This window comes from Paramesorhizobium deserti (assembly GCF_001558695.1).
In the GTDB taxonomy this organism is placed as follows: domain Bacteria; phylum Pseudomonadota; class Alphaproteobacteria; order Rhizobiales; family Rhizobiaceae; genus Paramesorhizobium; species Paramesorhizobium deserti.
Genome location: NZ_LNTU01000001.1, coordinates 717704 through 736789 on the forward strand (window position 1 = coordinate 717704; position 19086 = coordinate 736789).

At 62.3% G+C, this 19086-nt stretch carries 17 protein-coding genes and 1 tRNA gene; 15 read left to right on the forward strand and 3 right to left on the reverse strand.

What is annotated here, in order from left to right; translation table 11 throughout:
* The first annotated feature begins 58 nt into the window (after positions 1–58).
* The gene (locus tag ATN84_RS26600; protein ID WP_153020076.1) at positions 59–676 is read left to right on the forward strand and encodes a DUF5343 domain-containing protein; all 618 of its coding nucleotides are present in this window, start codon (positions 59–61) and stop codon (positions 674–676) included.
* Positions 673–1239, forward strand: a complete 567-nt coding sequence (locus ATN84_RS03370; protein WP_068880089.1) for a Swt1 family HEPN domain-containing protein — start codon at positions 673–675, stop codon at positions 1237–1239. Before ATN84_RS26600 ends, ATN84_RS03370 begins: the two co-directional genes overlap by 4 nt.
* A 162-nt stretch (positions 1240–1401) precedes the next feature.
* On the opposite strand, the gene lepA is transcribed toward ATN84_RS03370, so the two are convergent.
* A complete protein-coding gene (lepA, locus tag ATN84_RS03375; RefSeq protein ID WP_068880090.1) occupies positions 1402–3210 on the reverse strand; it encodes a translation elongation factor 4 in 1809 nt (602 codons plus the stop codon).
* 160 nt (positions 3211–3370) lie between these two features.
* Here lepA and ATN84_RS03380 point away from each other — a divergent pair, with 160 nt between their 5' ends.
* Positions 3371–4357, forward strand: a complete 987-nt coding sequence (locus tag ATN84_RS03380) for a complex I NDUFA9 subunit family protein (RefSeq protein WP_068880091.1) — start codon at positions 3371–3373, stop codon at positions 4355–4357.
* Between the two features lie 100 nt (positions 4358–4457).
* Here ATN84_RS03380 and ATN84_RS03385 read toward each other — a convergent pair whose 3' ends face one another.
* The gene (locus ATN84_RS03385) at positions 4458–5264 is read right to left on the reverse strand and encodes an undecaprenyl-diphosphate phosphatase (RefSeq protein WP_068880092.1); all 807 of its coding nucleotides are present in this window, start codon (positions 5262–5264) and stop codon (positions 4458–4460) included.
* Between the two features lie 225 nt (positions 5265–5489).
* Here ATN84_RS03385 and ATN84_RS03390 point away from each other — a divergent pair, with 225 nt between their 5' ends.
* From ATN84_RS03390 to ATN84_RS03450, 12 genes are all read left to right on the forward strand, one after another.
* Complete coding sequence (locus tag ATN84_RS03390) at positions 5490–6182, forward strand: glutathione S-transferase family protein (protein WP_068880093.1); 693 nt, start codon at positions 5490–5492, stop codon at positions 6180–6182.
* Positions 6183–6355: 173 nt separating this feature from the next.
* Positions 6356–7510 (forward strand): tRNA epoxyqueuosine(34) reductase QueG, encoded by a 1155-nt coding sequence (queG, locus tag ATN84_RS03395; protein ID WP_068880094.1) that lies wholly within the window; start codon positions 6356–6358, stop codon positions 7508–7510.
* Between the two features lies 1 nt (position 7511).
* Positions 7512–8393, forward strand: a complete 882-nt coding sequence (locus ATN84_RS03400) for an SDR family oxidoreductase (RefSeq protein ID WP_068880095.1) — start codon at positions 7512–7514, stop codon at positions 8391–8393.
* A gap of 159 nt (positions 8394–8552) precedes the next feature.
* Complete coding sequence (gene mepA, locus ATN84_RS03405) at positions 8553–9611, forward strand: penicillin-insensitive murein endopeptidase (protein ID WP_068880096.1); 1059 nt, start codon at positions 8553–8555, stop codon at positions 9609–9611.
* Positions 9612–9721: 110 nt separating this feature from the next.
* On the forward strand, positions 9722–10108 hold the full coding sequence (locus ATN84_RS03410) for a methylglyoxal synthase (protein WP_068880097.1): 387 nt from the start codon (positions 9722–9724) through the stop codon (positions 10106–10108).
* Between the two features lie 54 nt (positions 10109–10162).
* Entirely contained in the window at positions 10163–11194 is a 1032-nt protein-coding gene (locus ATN84_RS03415; protein ID WP_068880098.1) for a glucokinase, read from the forward strand.
* Positions 11195–11387: 193 nt separating this feature from the next.
* Positions 11388–13274, forward strand: coding sequence for an ABC transporter ATP-binding protein (locus ATN84_RS03420; RefSeq protein WP_483140688.1), 1887 nt, complete (start codon positions 11388–11390; stop codon positions 13272–13274).
* The gene (dapB, locus tag ATN84_RS03425; protein WP_068880100.1) at positions 13271–14107 is read left to right on the forward strand and encodes a 4-hydroxy-tetrahydrodipicolinate reductase; all 837 of its coding nucleotides are present in this window, start codon (positions 13271–13273) and stop codon (positions 14105–14107) included. Before ATN84_RS03420 ends, dapB begins: the two co-directional genes overlap by 4 nt.
* Before the next feature lie 245 nt (positions 14108–14352).
* Positions 14353–14973, forward strand: coding sequence for a 2,3-bisphosphoglycerate-dependent phosphoglycerate mutase (locus ATN84_RS03430; protein WP_068880101.1), 621 nt, complete (start codon positions 14353–14355; stop codon positions 14971–14973).
* 489 nt (positions 14974–15462) lie between these two features.
* Positions 15463–15547 (forward strand) — tRNA-Leu (locus ATN84_RS03435).
* Between the two features lie 186 nt (positions 15548–15733).
* Entirely contained in the window at positions 15734–16465 is a 732-nt protein-coding gene (locus tag ATN84_RS03445; RefSeq protein ID WP_068880103.1) for a sulfite exporter TauE/SafE family protein, read from the forward strand.
* A 127-nt stretch (positions 16466–16592) separates the two neighbouring features.
* A complete protein-coding gene (locus ATN84_RS03450; RefSeq protein WP_068880856.1) occupies positions 16593–17468 on the forward strand; it encodes an endonuclease/exonuclease/phosphatase family protein in 876 nt (291 codons plus the stop codon).
* Positions 17469–17567: 99 nt separating this feature from the next.
* Here the strand turns inward: ATN84_RS03450 and cls are convergent, their stop codons facing one another.
* Entirely contained in the window at positions 17568–19028 is a 1461-nt protein-coding gene (gene cls / locus ATN84_RS03455) for a cardiolipin synthase (RefSeq protein ID WP_068880104.1), read from the reverse strand.
* Between the last annotated feature and the right edge of the window lie 58 nt (positions 19029–19086).

Below are 19086 nucleotides of genomic sequence, written 5' to 3' on the forward strand. Positions count from 1 at the left end.
GGATTGAAGTGCCTCTGTATTTATCCATAGTAGACTGGTGATTCAATTGGGGGCGCTTATGGCCGTTTCACTTCCATATTTGGCAAGCAACAAAAACGTTCCAACTGTTTTTGAGCGGATTAAAGGAGCGAAAATTCCAGACAAATTTACACATAGTTTCTTGACGACCACAATTGGCCTCAAGGGTACAAATGACAGACAGCTAATCCCTCTCCTACGCAATATGGGGTTTATCGACCAGTCAGGAACCCCTTTGCCGCCGTATAATTTGCTCAAAGGGCACAATCCTGCCGCAGCCATAGCTGCGGGAATGCGTCGCGCTTACGCTCCTCTCTTCGATGCAGATCAAGAAGCGCAAAAGCTTCCATCGGATCGCCTCAAAGGTCTGATTTCACAAGTCGGCGGGGTTGACGCAGATGCTACCAGCAGAATTGCGGCTACATTCACTTCGCTCGCTAAATTGGCTGACTTCGATTCCGAGGCCGCTGTGCCAAGCAGTCCCGAGAGAGCTACCTCAGCTGACGCGCTGAACAATGCCAGCACTGACGAAAATAAGCCGAATTCAAAAGGCCTTCGAACAGAATTTCACTACAACATTCAAATTCATCTTCCAGCTAACGGCAACGAGGAGACATATTTGAATATATTTAATGCTATTCGAAAGACATTCCAATGAACGTTGATACTAAAGCCGCCCTGTTCATTATGTTGGGGAAAGCTGCGACGCGTTCTCTCGATAAAATAGACGACGTTGTTCCGTCTGATTCACTTCACCTATCGCCTTCTTACGACCTCGCTCCACTTGTTCCAGAGGTGGTCAGACGTTCGACTGAAGCAGCGGTAGCATATCGCCTATTCTTCGTATTCGAAACCTATTTACGTGAATTAATTACTGAAGTTCTTTCTGAGAATGGCAAAGGGAGTTGGTGGGATAAGGTTCCTGCAGACATACAAACTGAGGTCACCAAACTTGAAGAAACGGAGGAAATAAAAAGTTGGATGGCCCTTGGGTCTCGGGACAAATCAGCGCTTATGACCCTTCCTCAGTTACTGAGGATTATAGATGTAAATTGGAAGGGTGCGTTCGATGAAGTGATTCGAGACAAAGGCTTGGTTCAAGAAGCTAGATTGATCGGCCATTTACGCAATACAATTTGCCACATGAGCGCAATTTCAGAAGAAGAGATTGCCCGCATACGCCAAACAATGCGCGACTGGTTCAGGGTGGTGGCACCTTGACCAACGCATCAGATAAGAGAATTGCGCTCGGAACAGTATCGCGTCGCGATTAAATGCGAAGCTAGCTTCGAGTTATTCGTGAAGATTTCTGTGCCGCTGATGGATAGCAAGCTACCTCTGGCTGCCGCCGTCTGGTCTTAGCCCGAATTTTCAATAATTTCCTCAACTATCCCCCATCTTCAGCGCCTGGATGAACGCCTCCTGCGGGATCTCCACCTTGCCGAACTGGCGCATCTTCTTCTTGCCTTCCTTCTGCTTTTCCAGAAGCTTGCGCTTGCGGGTGACGTCGCCGCCGTAGCATTTGGCGGTCACGTCCTTGCGGAGCGCCGAGATGGTCTCGCGGGCGACGATGCGGCCGCCGATGGCGGCCTGGATGGGGATCTTGAACATGTGCTGCGGGATCAGCTCCTTCAGCTTCTCGCAGAGCACGCGGCCGCGCTTCTCCGCCGCCGAGCGGTGGACCAGCATGGAGAGCGCGTCGACCGGCTCGTCATTGACGAGGATCGACATCTTGACGAGATCGCCTTCGCGGTAGTCCGACAGATTGTAGTCGAAGGAGGCGTAGCCCTTGGAGATCGACTTCAGGCGGTCATAGAAATCGAACACCACTTCGTTGAGCGGCAGGTCATAGGTGACCATGGCGCGCGGGCCGACATAGGAGAGATCGACCTGGATGCCGCGCCGCTCCTGGCAGAGTTTCAGGATGGAGCCGAGATAATCGTCCGGCGTCAGAACCGTGGCGCGGATCCACGGCTCCTCGATGGCCGATATCTTGACCACGTCAGGCATGTCGGCGGGGTTGTGCAGCTCCTTCACCGTGCCGTCGGTCATCTTCATGCGATAGACGACGGATGGCGCGGTGGCGATGAGGTCTAGATTGAACTCGCGCTCCAGCCGCTCCTGGATGATCTCCAGATGCAGGAGGCCGAGGAAGCCGCAGCGGAAGCCGAAGCCGAGCGCGGCGGAGGTCTCCATCTCGAAGGAGAAGGAGGCGTCGTTCAAGCGCAGCTTGCCCATGGCGGCGCGCAAATCTTCGAAATCCGCGGCATCAACCGGGAAGAGACCGCAGAAGACGACGGGCTGCGCCGGCTTGAAGCCCGACAGCATATGCTCTGTCGGTCGCCGGTCCTCGGTGATGGTGTCGCCGACGCGGGTGTCGGCCACTTCCTTGATGGAAGCGGTGATGAAGCCCAATTCGCCGGGGCCGAGTTCGTTGACGTTGACCATCTTCGGCGTGAAGACGCCGGTGCGCTCCACCGGATATTTCGCGCCCGTGCCCATCATGCGGATGGTCTGGCCCTTCTTCAGCACGCCGTCGATGACGCGCACCAGCACGATGACGCCGAGATAGGCATCATACCAGCTGTCGACCAGCATGGCCTTCAGAGGCGCGCTGCGGTCGCCCTCGCGCGGCGGCGGCAGCTTCTCGACGATCGCCTCCAGCACATTCTCGACGCCGAGGCCGGTCTTGGCGGAGATCATCACCGCTTCGGAAGCGTCGATGCCGATGACTTCCTCGATCTGCTGCTGGACGCGCTCGGGCTCGGCGGCGGGCAGATCGACTTTATTGAGGACGACGACGAGCTCGTGATTGTTGTCGATCGCCTGATAGACATTGGCGAGCGTCTGCGCCTCAACGCCCTGGGAGGCGTCGACGACCAGCAGCGAGCCCTCGCAGGCGGCGAGCGAGCGGGAGACCTCATAGGCGAAGTCGACATGGCCGGGGGTGTCGATCAGGTTCAGCACATAGTCCTCGCCGTTCTTCGCCTTGTAGTGGAGGCGGACGGTCTGGGCCTTGATGGTGATGCCGCGCTCGCGCTCGATATCCATCGAGTCGAGCACCTGATCCTTCATCTCGCGCGTATCCAGCCCGCCGGTCATCTGGATGAGGCGGTCGGCAAGGGTGGATTTCCCGTGGTCGATATGGGCGACGATGGAAAAATTGCGGATATGGTCCAATGGTGTGCTCATGCGCGCGATTTAGCAGGCGGGCGCGAAAAGGCAAAGAGGATATATTGATATTCAGGATGCCCTTGCGCGCGCGGAATGCCCCCTGCATCATCATGCCTCTTTCCGCCCGCGCAAAAACCCATTACACCACCGGCAAAACATAAGTTTGCAGGAGATTGCCATGGCCGTCGAGAAAACGGGGATTCTCAACAAACCGAAGCTCGTCACCGTGTTCGGCGGTTCGGGCTTCGTCGGCCGCCATGTGGTGGCGGCGCTCGCCCAGCGCGGATACCGGGTGCGCGTCGCGGTGCGCCGGCCGACGCTGGCGCCCTATCTGCAGCCGCTCGGCAATATGGGCCAGATCCAGACCGTGCAGGCCAATCTGCGCTATCGCTGGTCGATCGACCGGGCGATCAAGGGCGCGGATCATGTGATCAACCTGGTCGGCATCCTCTATGAAGGCGGCGGCCAGCGCTTCAACGCGGTGCAGGCCTTCGGCGCGCGCGCGGTCGCGGAAGCCGCGCGGGCGGAGGGCATCCCGCTGACCCATATGTCGGCGATCGGCGCCGACCCGCATTCTGCTTCCGGCTATGCCCGCACCAAGGCCGAGGGGGAGAAGGCCGTGCACGAGGTGCTGCCCGACGCCATTATCCTGCGCCCGTCGATCATCTTCGGGCCGGAGGACGGCTTCTTCAACAAATTCGCCAATATGGCGCGCTTCTCGCCCTTCCTGCCGCTGATCGGCGGCGGTCACACGAAGTTCCAGCCGGTCTATGTCGGCGACGTGGCGGAAATCTTCGCGCGCACGGTGGACGGAACGGTCGAGCGCGGCAAGATCTATGAGCTCGGCGGCCCGGAGGTGATGAGCTTCCGCCGCTGCATGGAGGAGATGCTCGACGTGATCGACCGCAAGCGCACGCTGGTGCCGATCCCCTGGTTCGCGGCGCGGATCATCGGCGCGGTCGCCGGCCTGCTGCCGAAGCCGGTTATCACGCGCGACCAGGTCACGCAGCTGCAGCACGACAATGTGGTTTCGGACGAGGCGAAGAAAGATGGCCGCACGCTCGAGGGCATCGGCATTCGCCCGACGGCGACCGACGCCGTGCTGCCCAGCTATCTCTGGCGCTTCCGCGAACAGGGCCAGTTCACGAAGAAGGGTATGGCCTGAGGCCAGGCGCCGCATCTGAAATGAAGAAGGGGCCGCAAGGCCCCTTTTTGCTGCCCGGTCCGCTACGGCTCCGGGCGTTCGTCGCTAAGCGGACCGCTCCTCATCCCCAGACGAGCAGCGCCGCAAGGCCGGCAGCGCCGACGATCAGCCGCCACCAGGCGAAAAGCGCGAAGCCATGGCGCGAGACATAGTCCAGAAGATAGCGCACGACGAAGACGCCGGCGATGAAGGCCATGACGAAGCCGGTGAAGATAACCGTCGCATCATCGAAGCTCAGGATATGGCGGTTCTTGAAGAGGTCGTAGGCGAAGGCGCCGGCCATGGTGGGCATGGCGAGGAAGAAGGAGAACTCCGCCGCCGAGCGCTTGTCGGCGCCCATCAGAAGCGCGCCGACGATGGTCGAGCCCGAGCGCGATACGCCGGGGATCATCGCCAGGCACTGGACGAAGCCGATCTTCAGGCAGAGCGACAGGGGATAATCCATCACATCGTGATAGCGCGGCTTCAAGTCGAGGCGATCGACATAGAGCAGGATGAAGCCGCCAAGGATCAGCATGATGCAGACGAGCATCGGCGTTTCGAACAGCACGGACTTGATGAAGCCATGCGCCATCGCGCCAATGATGGCGGCTGGCAGGAAGGCGATGAGGATGCCGAGGACGAAGCGCCTGGTGCGCGGATCATGCGGCAGGGCAAGGAGCATCTTCCAGAGCTTGCCGAAATAGACGCTGAGGATTGCGAGGATGGCACCCAGCTGGATCAGCACCTCGAATGTCTTGCCTGTCGACTGAAACCCCAGGAAATGGCCGGCCAGGAGCAGGTGCCCCGTCGAGGAAACGGGGATGAACTCGGTCAAGCCTTCGAGCAGGCCCAGGATCAGGGCATCAAAGAGGGTCTTCATATCCATGCAGGGGGAACCTTCGCTGACAAGGGTTGCGATGGGAATGCGGCAGATTGGCAGCGGCGGAATTCGAGCCGCCAGGGATCGCTTGTTTCCCGCACCCGTTGCCCCTATAGGTTTGACCGACAGGGACTGGCCGGGAATCAGACAGCGGAAGGAATACGCCGCCGACCGACGAAATGCCAGCCCGGCTTTAACGCTCCAGCTCGAAAGACCTTATCGCGCTCGACCATGCTGACGCTTTTTCATCATCCCATGTCCACCGGCTCGCGCTATGCGCGGCTGATCCTCAACGAATACGGCGTCGAGGCCGAACTGATCGAGGAAAAGCCATGGGCGCGGCGCAAGGAGTTCCTGGCGCTCAACCCGGCGGGCACCTTGCCGGTATTGCTTGCGGAAAACGACGTGCCGATCGTCGGGCCGACGGTGATCGCCGAATATCTGGACGAGACGCGCGGCGCTTTGAAGCGCAACCGCCGGCTCCTGCCGGAAAGCCCGATCGAGCGCGCCGAGGTGCGCCGGCTGGTCGACTGGTTCCTCGGCAAGCTCGACAATGAGGTGACGCGCCATATCGCACGCGAACGCGTCTTCAAATTGCAGATGGCGGCGGAACAGGGAGGCAGCTCGCCGGATTCGACCGCCATCCGCGCCGCACGCAGCAATATCCGCCAGCACATGAAATATGTGGACTGGCTGGCGGCGACGCGCGACTGGCTGGGCGGCGCGCAGCCGAGCTATGCCGATATGGCGGCGGCGGCGGCGATCTCCATCCTCGATTATCTCGGCGAGATCGAATGGGCGGATCACCCGGCGGCGCGCGACTGGTACAGCCGCGTGAAATCCCGCCCCTCCTTCCGCCCGCTGCTTTCGGACCGGGTGCGCGGGCTTTCCCCGGTCGCACATTATGGCGATCTCGATTTTTAGAGGGGCAGTCGTTTGATGGAAGCGCTATCCACCCCCCTCTGTCCTGCCGGGCATCTCCCCCACATCTTTTCCTCATCCTCGGGCTTTACCCGAGGATGACGGTGGGAGGGAGTGGGAGATGCCCGGCAGGACAGAGGGGGGAAATCCCCCGCGAGCGCTTCCATATAATAAAGATGAAACGCTCCAATAACGAAAGGCTCAAGCGCTTCCTCGCCGAGGAGGCAAGGGCCGAAGGCTTTGACCTGATGGCGGTCACCACCCCGGATGCGATACCGCAGGCGGGCGAGCGGCTGCGCCAATATATCACCGACAAGCACCACGGCACGATGGAATGGATGGAGGAGACCGCCGAGCGGCGCGCGAGCCCGGGCGCGCTGTGGCCGGAGGTTCGCTCCGTCATCATGCTGGCGATGAACTATGGCCCGGAAGACGACCCGCTGGCGGTGCTGAATCGCAGAGACCGCGCCGCCATCTCCGTCTATGCGCAGAACCGCGACTATCACGACATCATCAAGGGCAAGCTCAAGCAGATCGCCGGCCGCTTCGCCGCGCGGGCCGGAAGCGACGTCAAGGTCTTCGTCGATACCGCGCCTGTCATGGAAAAGCCGCTCGCGGCGGCGGCCGGCATAGGCTGGCAAGGCAAGCACACCAATCTGGTGAGCCGCGAGTTCGGCTCATGGCTCTTCCTCGGCTCGATCTTCACCACCGCGGAAATTGCGCCCGACGAACCGGAGACGGATCATTGCGGCTCCTGCCGGGCCTGCCTCGACATCTGCCCGACGAATGCCTTTCCCGCGCCCTACCGGCTCGATGCCAGACGCTGCATCTCCTATCTCACCGTCGAGCACAAGGGGCCGATCGCGCATGAGTTCCGCAAGGCGCTGGGCAACCGCATCTATGGCTGCGACGATTGCCTTGCCGTCTGTCCCTGGAACAAATTCGCCGAAGAAGCGCATGAGGCGAAGCTTAGGGCGCGCGACGACCTGAAAGCGCCGAAACTTGAAGCGCTTCTTGCGCTGGACGACGCGGCCTTCCGCACCCTCTTTTCCGGTTCGCCGGTGAAGCGGATCGGGCGCGACCGCTTCCTGCGCAATGTGCTGATTGCGGCGGGTAACTCGGGCGATCAGAACCTGCTTTCACAGGTGGAGCAACTCCTTGACGACCCATCGCCGCTGGTGCGCGGCACCGCCGTCTGGGCGCTCGGCCAATTGGCAGAACCGCGAATTTTCAGAAAATTGCGCAAAGCACTGACGGCATCGGAAACAGATGATACGGTCCTCGCCGAATGGCGGATGGCGGAACGGCAAGATCCGGTGGGAGAGCGATAGAATGCATTTTTTCATCTTCGGCGCGGGCTATTGCGGGCAGGCCGCGGCGCGCGAAATCGGTGAAACCGCGGACCGGATCGCCGGAACGACCCGGAGCCTCGACCATTTCACCGCGCTCGCACGGGCCGGCATCGCTCCCTTCCTTTTCGACGGGGTATCGGCGCCTACCGAAATCGCCGAGGAACTGAGCCGGACGACACATCTCGTCATTTCCATCTCGCCTGCAGCGGGAGGCGATCCGGTTCTTGCGCTTTTCGGAGACATGCTGCGCGACACGGCCCCCGCGCTCGAATGGATCGGCTATCTCTCGACCGTCGGCGTCTATGGCGACCATGGCGGTGAATGGGTGGACGAGGAAACAGCGCCTAATCCCGTCGCGGCGCGCTCCATCGAGCGGCTGGCGGCTGAACGCAGCTGGCGGGACCTTGCCAACATCCACGGTGTGCCGCTGGCGATCCTGCGGCTTGCCGGCATTTACGGACCGGGGCGCAATCCGTTCGTCAATCTGCAGAACGGCACGGCGCGGCGGCTCGCCAAGGCGGGCCAAGTGTTCAACCGCATCCATGTGGACGATATCGCCGGGAGCCTGGCGCTTCTCGCATCGCGCAGCGTCGACGGCATCTACAATATCACCGATGACGAACCGGCCCCGCCGCAGGATGTGGTGGCCTGCGCGGCCGAAATCATGGGCGTCGAGCCGCCGGCGGAGATCCCGTTCGAGACAGCCGATCTCTCGCCGATGGCGCGTTCCTTCTATGGCGAGAACAAGCGGGTCTCCAACGCGAAGATCAAGAAACTCGGCTATCAGTTCCGCTACCCGACATACCGGCACGGCCTCACCGCGCTGTGGCGGGAGGGCAGCTGGCGGGGAAATAGGGGCTAGCCTCGGCTTCGCCTGTTTTCACCCCCTCCGGCACGGAAACTTGCCGCGAATCTCCGCCGCCATCATAATGCCATCGAGATCAGGACAGATTCGGGCAGATTTTTTCGAAAACTGCGTATTTCCGGGTCGTATTCCAGGCCCAAACGGGGGAAACCGCCGATGTCTGCAAAACGCCTCAGCCGCATCGGGCTCGCCGCCCTTCTCTGCGCGGCGACCGCACTGGAAGTGACAAGTGCCAGCCATGCGCTGGCCGATCAACCCGCGAAGCAGGCCTTCGGCGGCCAGAAACTGCCTGCCGTGGCCCAACCGGAATCGGTGGGTTTTTATTCCAAGGGCTGCCTTGCAGGGGGCATCGCCATTCCCGTGGACGGGCCGAACTGGCAGGTGATGCGCCTGTCGCGCAACCGGCGCTGGGGCCACCCCAGGATGATCGCGCTCCTCGAAAGGCTTTCGCGCGAGGCGGCGCAGGATGGATGGCCCGGCCTGCTCGTCGGCGATATCTCGCAGCCGCGCGGCGGGCCGATGCTGACGGGCCACGCCTCACACCAGATCGGCCTCGACGCCGATGTCTGGCTGACGCCGATGCCGAACCGCCGCCTCACGAGCGAAGAGCGCGAAAATGTCAGCGCCATCTCGATGCTGAAGGGGGATTCGCTTTATGTCGACCCCAATATCTGGACCCCCGCCCATGCGGCATTATTGAAGCGTGCGGCGGGCTATCCGGAAGTCGAGCGCATCTTCGTCCATCCCGGCATCAAGAAAAAGCTCTGCGACACCGTTACCGGCGATCGCGGCTGGATGGCCAAGGTCCGTCCCTACTGGGGTCATCATTATCATTTCCACATCCGCATGTCGTGCCAGCCGGGCTCGCCCGGCTGCAAGCCGCAGGAGCCGATCAACCGGAATGACGACGGCTGCGGCGCCGCGCTGGCCTGGTGGTTCACGGACGAGCCGTGGAAACCGGCCAAGCCCGCCAAGCCGGCGAAGCCGCCAAAACCCAAGAAGCCGATGATGCTGTCGGACCTGCCGCCGGCCTGCGCGCGCATATTGAACGAGCCGGCGCCCGCCTCCATCGCGGATGTGACGTTTGGTCTCGGCAACGCCGGCACCGCCGCGGCGGCGCTTCCCGATGCCGCTCCGGCTGTTCCGGCAGCGGCTTTCGCCGCGCCGACACCGCCCGCGAGCATTCCGCTGCCCGTTCCGCGGCCACGGAACTGACAGCCTCGATAAGCACGACAGGGGGTAAATCGCGATCGGCCCTTTTCAGGCGGGGATGGTTTCGCTATAGGCTTCAATCGATTTAGAAGCTTTCCGGATATGGATTTCTCATGCCGAAGCCATTACGCCTAGCCCTGATCGCGCATGACCAGAAGAAGGACGACATGGTCGCCTTCGCCCGCGCCCATGAAAGCCGGCTGTCGCGATACGAGATCGTCTCGACCGGCACCACCGGCGGGCTCGTGCAGGAGGCCTGTCCCTCGCTTTCCGTCAGGCGGGTCAAGAGCGGGCCGCTCGGCGGCGACCAGCAGATCGGCGCGATGATCGCCGAGGGCGAGGTCCAGGCGATGATCTTCTTCATCGATCCGCTGTCGCCGATGCCGCATGATGTGGACGTCAAGGCGCTAACGCGGCTCGGCAGCGTCTATGACATACCGATGGCACTCAACCGTGCTACGGCCGAAATGCTGGTTGAGAAGCTGGCAGATGAAAAATAGGGAAATTCCGGCAAGAACACGAACTGATCATCCGGAGCAGAACGGGAAATGACAATGATCTCCAGCATCGATACCGAAAGCCTCCTGCATTTCCCGGTTCTTGTCGGTGATATCGGCGGCACCAATGCACGCTTCGCCATCCTCGTCGATTCCTATGCCGAGCCGAAGCAGTTCCCGATCCTGCAAACGGCGGACTATGCGACGATCGACGATGCCATCCAGAGCGCCGTCCTCGACCATACCTCGATCCAGCCCCGCTCGGCGGTGCTGGCGATCGCCGGACCGGTGGACGGCGACGAGATCGACCTGACCAACTGCCCCTGGGTGGTGAAGCCGAAGCAGATGATGGAGACGCTGGGGCTGGAAGACATCACCGTCCTCAACGATTTTGAGGCACAGGCGCTGGCCGTCGCCTCGCTGGAAAGCGAATATCTGGAAAAGATCGGCGGCGGCGAGAGCGAGCCGAACGGCAGCCGCGTCGTGCTCGGACCGGGCACGGGGCTGGGCGTCGCCGGGCTGATCCGCACCCGCCAGACCTGGGTGCCGGTGCCGGGCGAAGGCGGGCATGTCGATCTCGGCCCGCGGACGGAGCGCGATTTCGAGATATTTCCGCATCTGGAACGCATCAAGGGACGCATCTCGGCCGAGCAGCTCCTGTGCGGGCGTGGCCTGCAGAACATCTACCGCGCCGTCTGCAAGGCGAACGGCGTCGAACCGGCGCTGGAAACGCCGGCCGAGATCACCGGCGCGGCGCTGGACGGCTCGTCCAGGGAAGCCAAGGAGACGCTGGAACTCTTCGTCGTCTATCTCGGGCGGCTTGCGGGCGATTTCGCCCTCACCTTCATGGCCCATGGCGGGATCTATCTCGCCGGCGGCATCGTGCAGCGCATCATCCCCGCGCTGCAGGACGCCTCGTTCCGCGAGGCATTCGAGGACAAGGCGCCGCATGAGGAGATCATGAAGACTATCCCGGTCTATGTCATCACCCACCCGCTGGCCGCCTTGAGTGGGCTTTCGGCCTATGCCCGCACGCCGATGCGCTTCGGCGTGCCGACCGAAGGCCGGCGCTGGCGCAAAGAGGGGTGAGAGAAGGGCCGGATGCCGTTTAGCTGAATACCCTCATCCGACCGTACGTTCCGCGCGGTGGGATGAGGGGGAATTCCCGCCTGGGATAGGCAAGGCGGCGCAATCGGGCTATAGGGACGCTCAGAAAAACATTTCAAGCCGCATGATCTTATCCAAAAGTCCGCAACTTTCGGGATCATGCTCTGGGACTATCCTGACCGTGAGCATAGGCAAGGCCAAGAAGAAGAAAATCGACCCTTCCGAGGCGACTCGCATCATTCGGCGTATGATGTCGGAGAATTTGCGCGAATATAAGCAGAACTACATCGTCGCGGTTGCGGCCTCGCTGGTGGTCGGCGCATCGAATGGCGTGCTCGCCTATCTGATGAAGCCGATGATCGACAAGATCTTCTACGAGCAGCAGCTCGGCTGGGTCTGGATCATCTGCGGTGCGATCCTCGGCGTGTTCATCCTGCGCGGGCTTTCGGGCTATATACAGGCGGTGGAGCTTGCCAAGATAGGCAACAATCTGGTGGCGCGCTACCAAAAGCGCATGTTCAACCATCTGATGAAACTCGGGCTCAATTTCTACAACGATACGCGCTCCGGCCATCTCGCGGCGCAGATCAATCAGAATGTTTCGGGCATACGCGATCTGCTCAACATGACGATCTCGTCGATCGCCCGCGACATGATCTCCCTCGTCGGCCTCATCGGCACGATGTTCTACATGGACCCGGTTCTCTCCGCCGTGGTTTTTCTGATCGGGCCGCCGCTCATCCTGGCCGTCGCCTATATCTCACGCCGCATCCGCTCGGTGACGCGCGAGGTGGTGCATCTGAACTCGCATCTCCTGGGCGCGATGCAGGAATCCGTGCAGGGGATCGCCATCGTCAAAGCCTTCACCATGGAGGACCAGCTGCGCGCCAAGATCGGTAAGTTGATCGGACAGGCGGAAGGGCGCAGCAACAAGATCGCCAAGGTTTCCGAGCGCATCACGCCCATTTCCGAAATCCTCGCTGGCTTCGCGGTGGCGGGCGTTCTCGCCTATGGCGGCTATCGCGCGCTTCTGACCCAGCAGCCGCCCGGCGCGATGTTCGCCTTCATCACGGCGCTGCTTCTCGCCTATGATCCGGCGCGCCGCCTCGCCCGCCTGCAGGTCGGGCTGGAGCGCTCGCTGGTCAATGCGCGCATGATCTATGAAATCCTCGATATCGAGCCGAAGCAGAGCGACAGGACCGACGCCGTGCCGCTCCATGTCGAGAAGGGCGAAATCCGCTTCGAGGACGTTCATTTCTCCTATTCCGATGTCGCGCCCGTGCTCCACGGCGTCAACTTCGTCGCGGCAGCCGGCAAGACGACCGCGATCATCGGCGCATCGGGTGCCGGCAAATCGACGCTGATCGCGCTGGTGCAGCGATTCTACGATCTGGAGAAGGGGCGCATCCTGATCGACGGTCAGGATATCGCGGGGGTGACCAACCAGTCGCTGCGCCAGTCGATCGCCTATGTCTCGCAGCAGCCCTATCTCTTCGAGGGCACGATCGCCGACAATATCCGCTACGGGCGGCCCGATGCCACGATGGAGGAGATTGTCGCCGCGGCGGAGCTCGCCCATGCGCATGAGTTCATCCTGCAGCAGCCGGAAGGCTATGACACGCCCGTCGGCGAAAACGGCGTGACGCTCTCCGGCGGGCAGCGCCAGCGCCTCTCGATCGCCCGCGCCATCGTGCGCAACGCGCCGATCCTGCTTCTCGACGAGGCGACCTCGGCGCTCGACAATGAATCGGAAAAGCGCGTGCAGCAGGCGCTCGACAGCATCATGCAGGGGCGTACCACCATAGTCATCGCGCATCGCCTTTCGACCATCGTCAATGCCGATCATATCGTCGTGATGGAGGCGGGGCGCGTCGTCGAGGAAGGCCGCCACGAGACGCTGATCGCCGATCCGAACAGCATCTATACCCGTTTCCACAAGCTGCAGGGCGGCGCCGACTGGCAGGTGGTGGACGACCTCATTGTGGACGAGATAGGGGAAACAGGCGAAAAGGCTTCGAAAGCCCCAACCAAACAGCGCGGAAAAGCGGGAAGCAAGGCATGAGCGAAGTGGAAACCCCGACATCGGATATGAGGCTGGTGGTGGTCGGCGCCGGCGGGCGCATGGGCCAGACGCTGATCCGCACCATCCAGGGCGTCGACGGTGCGCAGCTCGCCGGCGCGATCGAGCGTCCCGGCTCGCCGCTCATCGGCCGCGATGCGGGCGAAGTGGCGGGGGTCGGCACGCTCGGCGTCACGATCACCGACGATCCCCTGCCCGTCTTCGCGGCCGCAGAAGGCGTGCTCGACTTTACCTCGCCGGCCGCGACAGTCGAATTCGCCATGCTTTCGGCGCAGGCGCGCATTGTCCATGTCATCGGCACCACGGGCTGCTCGCCCGAAGACGACGAGAAGATCCGCGCCGCGGCGCGCCATGCGATCATCGTCAAATCGGGCAATATGAGCCTCGGCGTCAACCTTCTCTCGGTCCTGGTGGAGAAGGCTGCGAAGGCGCTGGGTCCCGACGATTTCGATATCGAAATCCTGGAAATGCACCATAAGCACAAGGTCGACGCGCCTTCCGGCACGGCGCTTCTCCTCGGCGAGGCGGCGGCAACAGGGCGCGGCATCGACCTGGCGGAAGAGAGCGTGCGGGTGCGCGACGGCCATACCGGGCCGCGCGAGAACGGCACGATCGGCTTCGCCACCTTGCGCGGCGGCTCGGTCATCGGCGACCACTCGGTCATCCTCGCCGGCACGGGCGAGCGCATCACGCTTTCGCACCACGCAGAGGACCGCACCATCTTCGCGCGCGGCGCGGTGAAGGCCGCAGTCTGGGCGCGCGGGCGCAAGCCGGGGCTTTATTCGATGCACGATGTGCTTGGTCTTGATGATTAGGGCGCTTCGTGTTTGGTCGGCAGCGCGAGGCACCCCCCTCTGTCCTGCCGGACATCTCCCCCTCAAGGGGGAGATTACGCCTTCATCAACGCTCGGCGCCAATCGCAAACGTCGGACAATGGAGGCAGAGCGTCGTGTCAGCCAATCTCCCCCCTTGAGGGGGGAGATGCCCGGTAGGGCAGAGGGGGGTACTGTCCCGCCCTCATTAAACATTTTCAGTATCTTAGATCATGGAGCATCATAACATGTCCCGCACCCTCGTCCTCGTCCGCCACGGCCAGAGCGAATGGAATCTCAAGAACCTTTTTACGGGATGGCGTGATCCGGGCCTGACCGAGCTCGGCCATGCGGAAGCCAAGGACGCCGGCAAGCGGCTGAAGGCGGCGGGCATCAAATTCGACATCGCCTTCACCTCCTTGCTTTCGCGCGCCCAGACCACCTGCCAGCACATCCTCGACGAGGTCGGCCAGCCGGATCTTGAGACCATCCGCGACCAGGCACTGAACGAGCGCGATTATGGCGAGCTCGCCGGGCTCAACAAGGACGACGCGCGGGCGAAATGGGGCAAGGAGCAGGTGCATATCTGGCGCCGCTCCTATGACGTGCCGCCGCCCGGCGGCGAGAGCCTGCGCGACACCGGTGCCCGCGTCTGGCCCTATTACATGCACGACGTGCAGCCGCATGTGCTGCGCGGCGAGACGGTGCTGATCGCCGCCCACGGCAATTCGCTGCGCGCGCTGATCATGGCGCTGGAGGGGCTTTCGGGCGAGGAGATCCTGGAGCGCGAAGTGGGCACCGGCATTCCGATCATCTACAAGCTCAACGCTGATTCCACCATCGCCTCGAAAGAGGTGCTGCAGGGATAAGGGTTTATCGGGGCGGTCTGATTTCCACGGAATATCAGACCGCTCCAGTCCTTGCTCACCCAGTGCGTTCTGCACCACGAAGGCGGATAACAGAAGCATTCTCGCTCCCTTGCCGTGGATCCTCGGGTCAAGCCCGAGGATGACGAATTGGAGGAACGGGATCGGGTAATGTTCTGCTGCTGCGCCTGCCATTTCCCAATGCGTCACCCGCGACACTTGCCCTCGTACGGTCGTCATCCTCGGGCTTGACCCGAGGATCCACGGCACAGGGGCAGGGACGCTGCCGTCGGCCACTTCAGGCTCCAGAAATCATATATGTGGATGCAGCCGCCACCGCCATGACAGGCGTGAAGCAGGTCTTCCTTTCATCCAATCGCGCGAAAAAACCGGCCTGTCGAGGGGACGTTAAGCGAAGCCAGCAAAAAAGCTGACAAATCCTCCCGAACCCGATTGACAGAGTGCGGTCCGCCCCTTACATGGGACCCCGCTGCCCAGATGGCGGAATTGGTAGACGCGCACGGTTCAGGTCCGTGTGCCGCGAGGCGTGGAGGTTCGAGTCCTCTTCTGGGCACCATTCCCTTTTCATTCAGGTCTCGCGGCCGGCTGAAAAATCATCAAAAAGGCCCGCTTATGCGGGCTTTTTTGCGTTTGGCGGATGCGCTTTTGCAGAAGTGCCCGCCTGCCCTCCGCTTCATCATCGGGGAACCTTTTGCCGGCGCCGGGAGTTCTCCCGAACCGATTTTCACCGGTAGGGGGCACCATGTCGTTCGATTTTTTCCTCTTCGTCCTCATCGGATTTTGCGCACAGATCGTTGACGGCGCTCTCGGCATGGCGTTCGGCGTGCTGTCTACGACCAGCCTTCTCGCCATAGGGATTCCGCCGGCGACGGCAAGCGCCATGACGCATGTGACTGAGGTGTTCACCACCGCCGCCTCCGGCATCTCTCACGTCTATCATCGCAATGTGAACTGGCATTTCGTGGCGTGGCTGGCGCCGGCGGGCATCATCGGCGGCGTGATCGGCGCCTATCTCCTGACGCGGATCGACGGCAAGGCGATCGAGCCCATTGTCTCGGCCTATCTGGCGGCGATCGGCCTCTATATCCTGTTCAAGGCGTTCCGGCCGCTCTGGCCGCGCGACGTGCGCGACTGGATCATCCCCTATGTGGGCTTCGGCGGCGGCATTCTTGACGCGGCGGGCGGTGGCGGCTGGGGGCCGATCGTGACGACCTCGCTCGTCGGGCGCGGCCATGATCTGAAGAAGGTGATCGGCTCCACCAATCTGACCGAATTCCTGGTGACGCTGTCGATCTCCATCACCTTCGTGCTGACGCTCGGATGGTCGGAATTGAACGCGGCGATCGGGCTGATCATCGGCGGCGTCATCGCCGCGCCCTTCGGCGCCTATGTGGTCCACCGTGTGCCGGTGCGCCCACTGATGGTGGCGGTGGCGATCATCATCATCGCCACATCGGCCATCCGGATTTTCTGACGCTTCGAACCGCAAAACTTGCGCCACCCAGCCGTAAGAGATTATTCTGGACAGCGCTGCCGTGGCCAACCCGAGCCTGCCGGCGGCGCTGGAGCCGTTTTGCGGAGGACGGAAAAGGGAAGCCTTGGTGCGAAGAAAGCCTAGAGACAGGAAGCTCTCCGCAAGCATTCTGACGGCCATCAGGAACCGGCCCGGCCACAGGCCGCTCGCCGCCAACCGGGGCGTGGGTGATACCGTCATTGCCTCCTATAACGTGCATAAATGCGTCGGCGTCGACAAGCAGTTCGACCCGGAGCGCACCGCGCGGGTCATCACCGAGCTCGATGCGGACGTGATCGCCATCCAGGAGGCGGACAAGCGGTTCGGCCAGCGCTCGGGCCTGCTCGACCTCGACTGGCTGGAGCGGACAAGCGGGCTGGTGCCGGTGCCGATCAACGCCATGTCGCCCACCGGCCATGGCTGGCACGGCAATCTGATCCTCATGCGCAAGGGCACCGTGCGCAACGTGCGCCAGTTGCGGCTGCCGGGCGTCGAGCCGCGGGGCGCGCTGGTCGTCGACTTCGATTTTACCGGCGGAAAATTGCGCATCATCGCGGCGCATCTGGGCCTGCTCAGGCGCTCGCGCGAGCAGCAGGCGGAGACGATCATGGCCGCCTTCGAGGCCGAGGAAACACGGCCGACGCTCTTGATCGGCGATCTCAACGAATGGCGCGTCGGCAAGCGCTCGTCGCTCGCCTCGCTCAGGCCGATTTTCGACCCCTCCTCGGGCGCGGTGCCGAGCTTTCCCTCGCGCTTTCCGGTGCTGGCGCTCGACCGGGTGCTCGGCCATCCGCACGACCTGGTTACGGCGGTCGAGGTGCACGATACGCCGCTCGCCCGCATCGCCTCCGATCACCTGCCGATCAAGGCGCATATCGATCTGGCGGCCGTACTTGCCGGCGAGACAGAAGTCCTGCCGTCATTCTCGGGCTTGTCCCGAGAATCCGCCATAAGATCAAGATAAGCGATCGCCGTCATGACAGATCAGCCTGCGGTAGATTCTCGGGACAAGCCCGAGAATGACGACCGGACGGGCATCGCTTCAGGCTCGTTCCGACAAACTCTAGAGATAGGGTGAACCAAGCCATATGATGCGCTCGAGGAGGCGCCGCGGAAACGGGCGGGCGCGCAGGTCCTTAAGGAGCACCGGCCTGGCGCTCTGCATCACGGCGCGGATGCGCGCATCGAGCTCTTCGGCGATCCCCTTGTCGAACAATTCGACATCCACCTCGAAATTCAGCCGCAGCGAACGCGGGTCGAGGTTCGACGAGCCGACATAGGCCCAGGTGTCGTCCACCACCATCAGCTTGGAATGGTTGAAATGGCCGCTGGCACGCCAGATGCGGCAACCATCCTTCAGGAGTTGGTCGAACTGCGCCGTCATGGCGTGGTCGACCAGCGTCAGATTGTTGACCCCCGGCACGAGGATATCGACGGCGACGCCGCGCCGCGCCGCGGTGACCAGGGCGCTGATCAATTCGCGATCGGGGAGGAAATAGGGCGACATGATGCGGATATGGTCTCTCGCGACGGAGAACGCCCCCATCATCATGCGGTGATTGGTCTCGAGGCTCTTGTCCGGCCCCGACGGCACCACGCGCGCCAAAACGCCGGTGCCGGGATCGGCTTCGGGTTCAACCACGGCCCATGGTTCGCCGGCCAGCATCTCGCCGGTGGCGAAGCGCCAATCCTCGAGCGCGGTATGGAAGAGATCGGCGACGATGGGGCCCGTGACGCGGAAATGCGTGTCGCCGGAGACGCCATCGCCGGCGGCTTCGGCGGCAAACCCGGCGCGGATATTCATGCCGCCGGTGAAGGCCACGCCGCCATCGATGACGAGGATCTTGCGGTGGGTGCGCAGGTTTGCATAGGGCAGCCTGAGCCCCATGATGATATTGCCGTTGAAGACATCGACCGGCACGCCGCCCTTCTGCAGGTAGCCGACGATGCTGGGGATGGAATAGCGCGCGCCGACGGCATCGATCAGCACGCGCACCTCGACGCCGCGCCTGACCGCATCCACCAGCGCATCGGCGAAGCGGACGCCGATCACGTCCTTGTCGAAAATATAGGTCTCGAGCAGGATGCTGCGCTCCGCACCCTTGATGGCGGCGAGCATGGCGGCATAGGCCTCATCGCCGGTCTCCAGCATGTCGATCGTATTGCCGGAGGTGAGCTTGCAGCGGCTGACGCGGTCGCCCAATATCTTCATCGCGGCGAAGGTGTCGCCGAAATCCCGCTCCACCGTCTCGCCCGTCACGTCATATTCGGCAAGGTGATGCCGCTCCACCGCCGTCATGCCGGCGCGCTGCATGCTGAGCGTCGACCGGCGGATCAAGTTGATGCCCGCCACCGCATAGATCAGCGCGCCGAGGATAGGCGACAGCACGATGACGCCGACCCAGCCGATCGCCGCGCGCACCTCCTCTTTGGTCATCGTCGCATGGATGGCGGCGACCGTGCCCATGACGATCGAGATGACGGCAAGGATCTGCGCCCAATGGGTGGAAATGGTTTCGAGCATGACCCTGACTTTATCCGCGAAATCAATGACTTTGGAAAGAGGAGGACGAAGCGGGAAT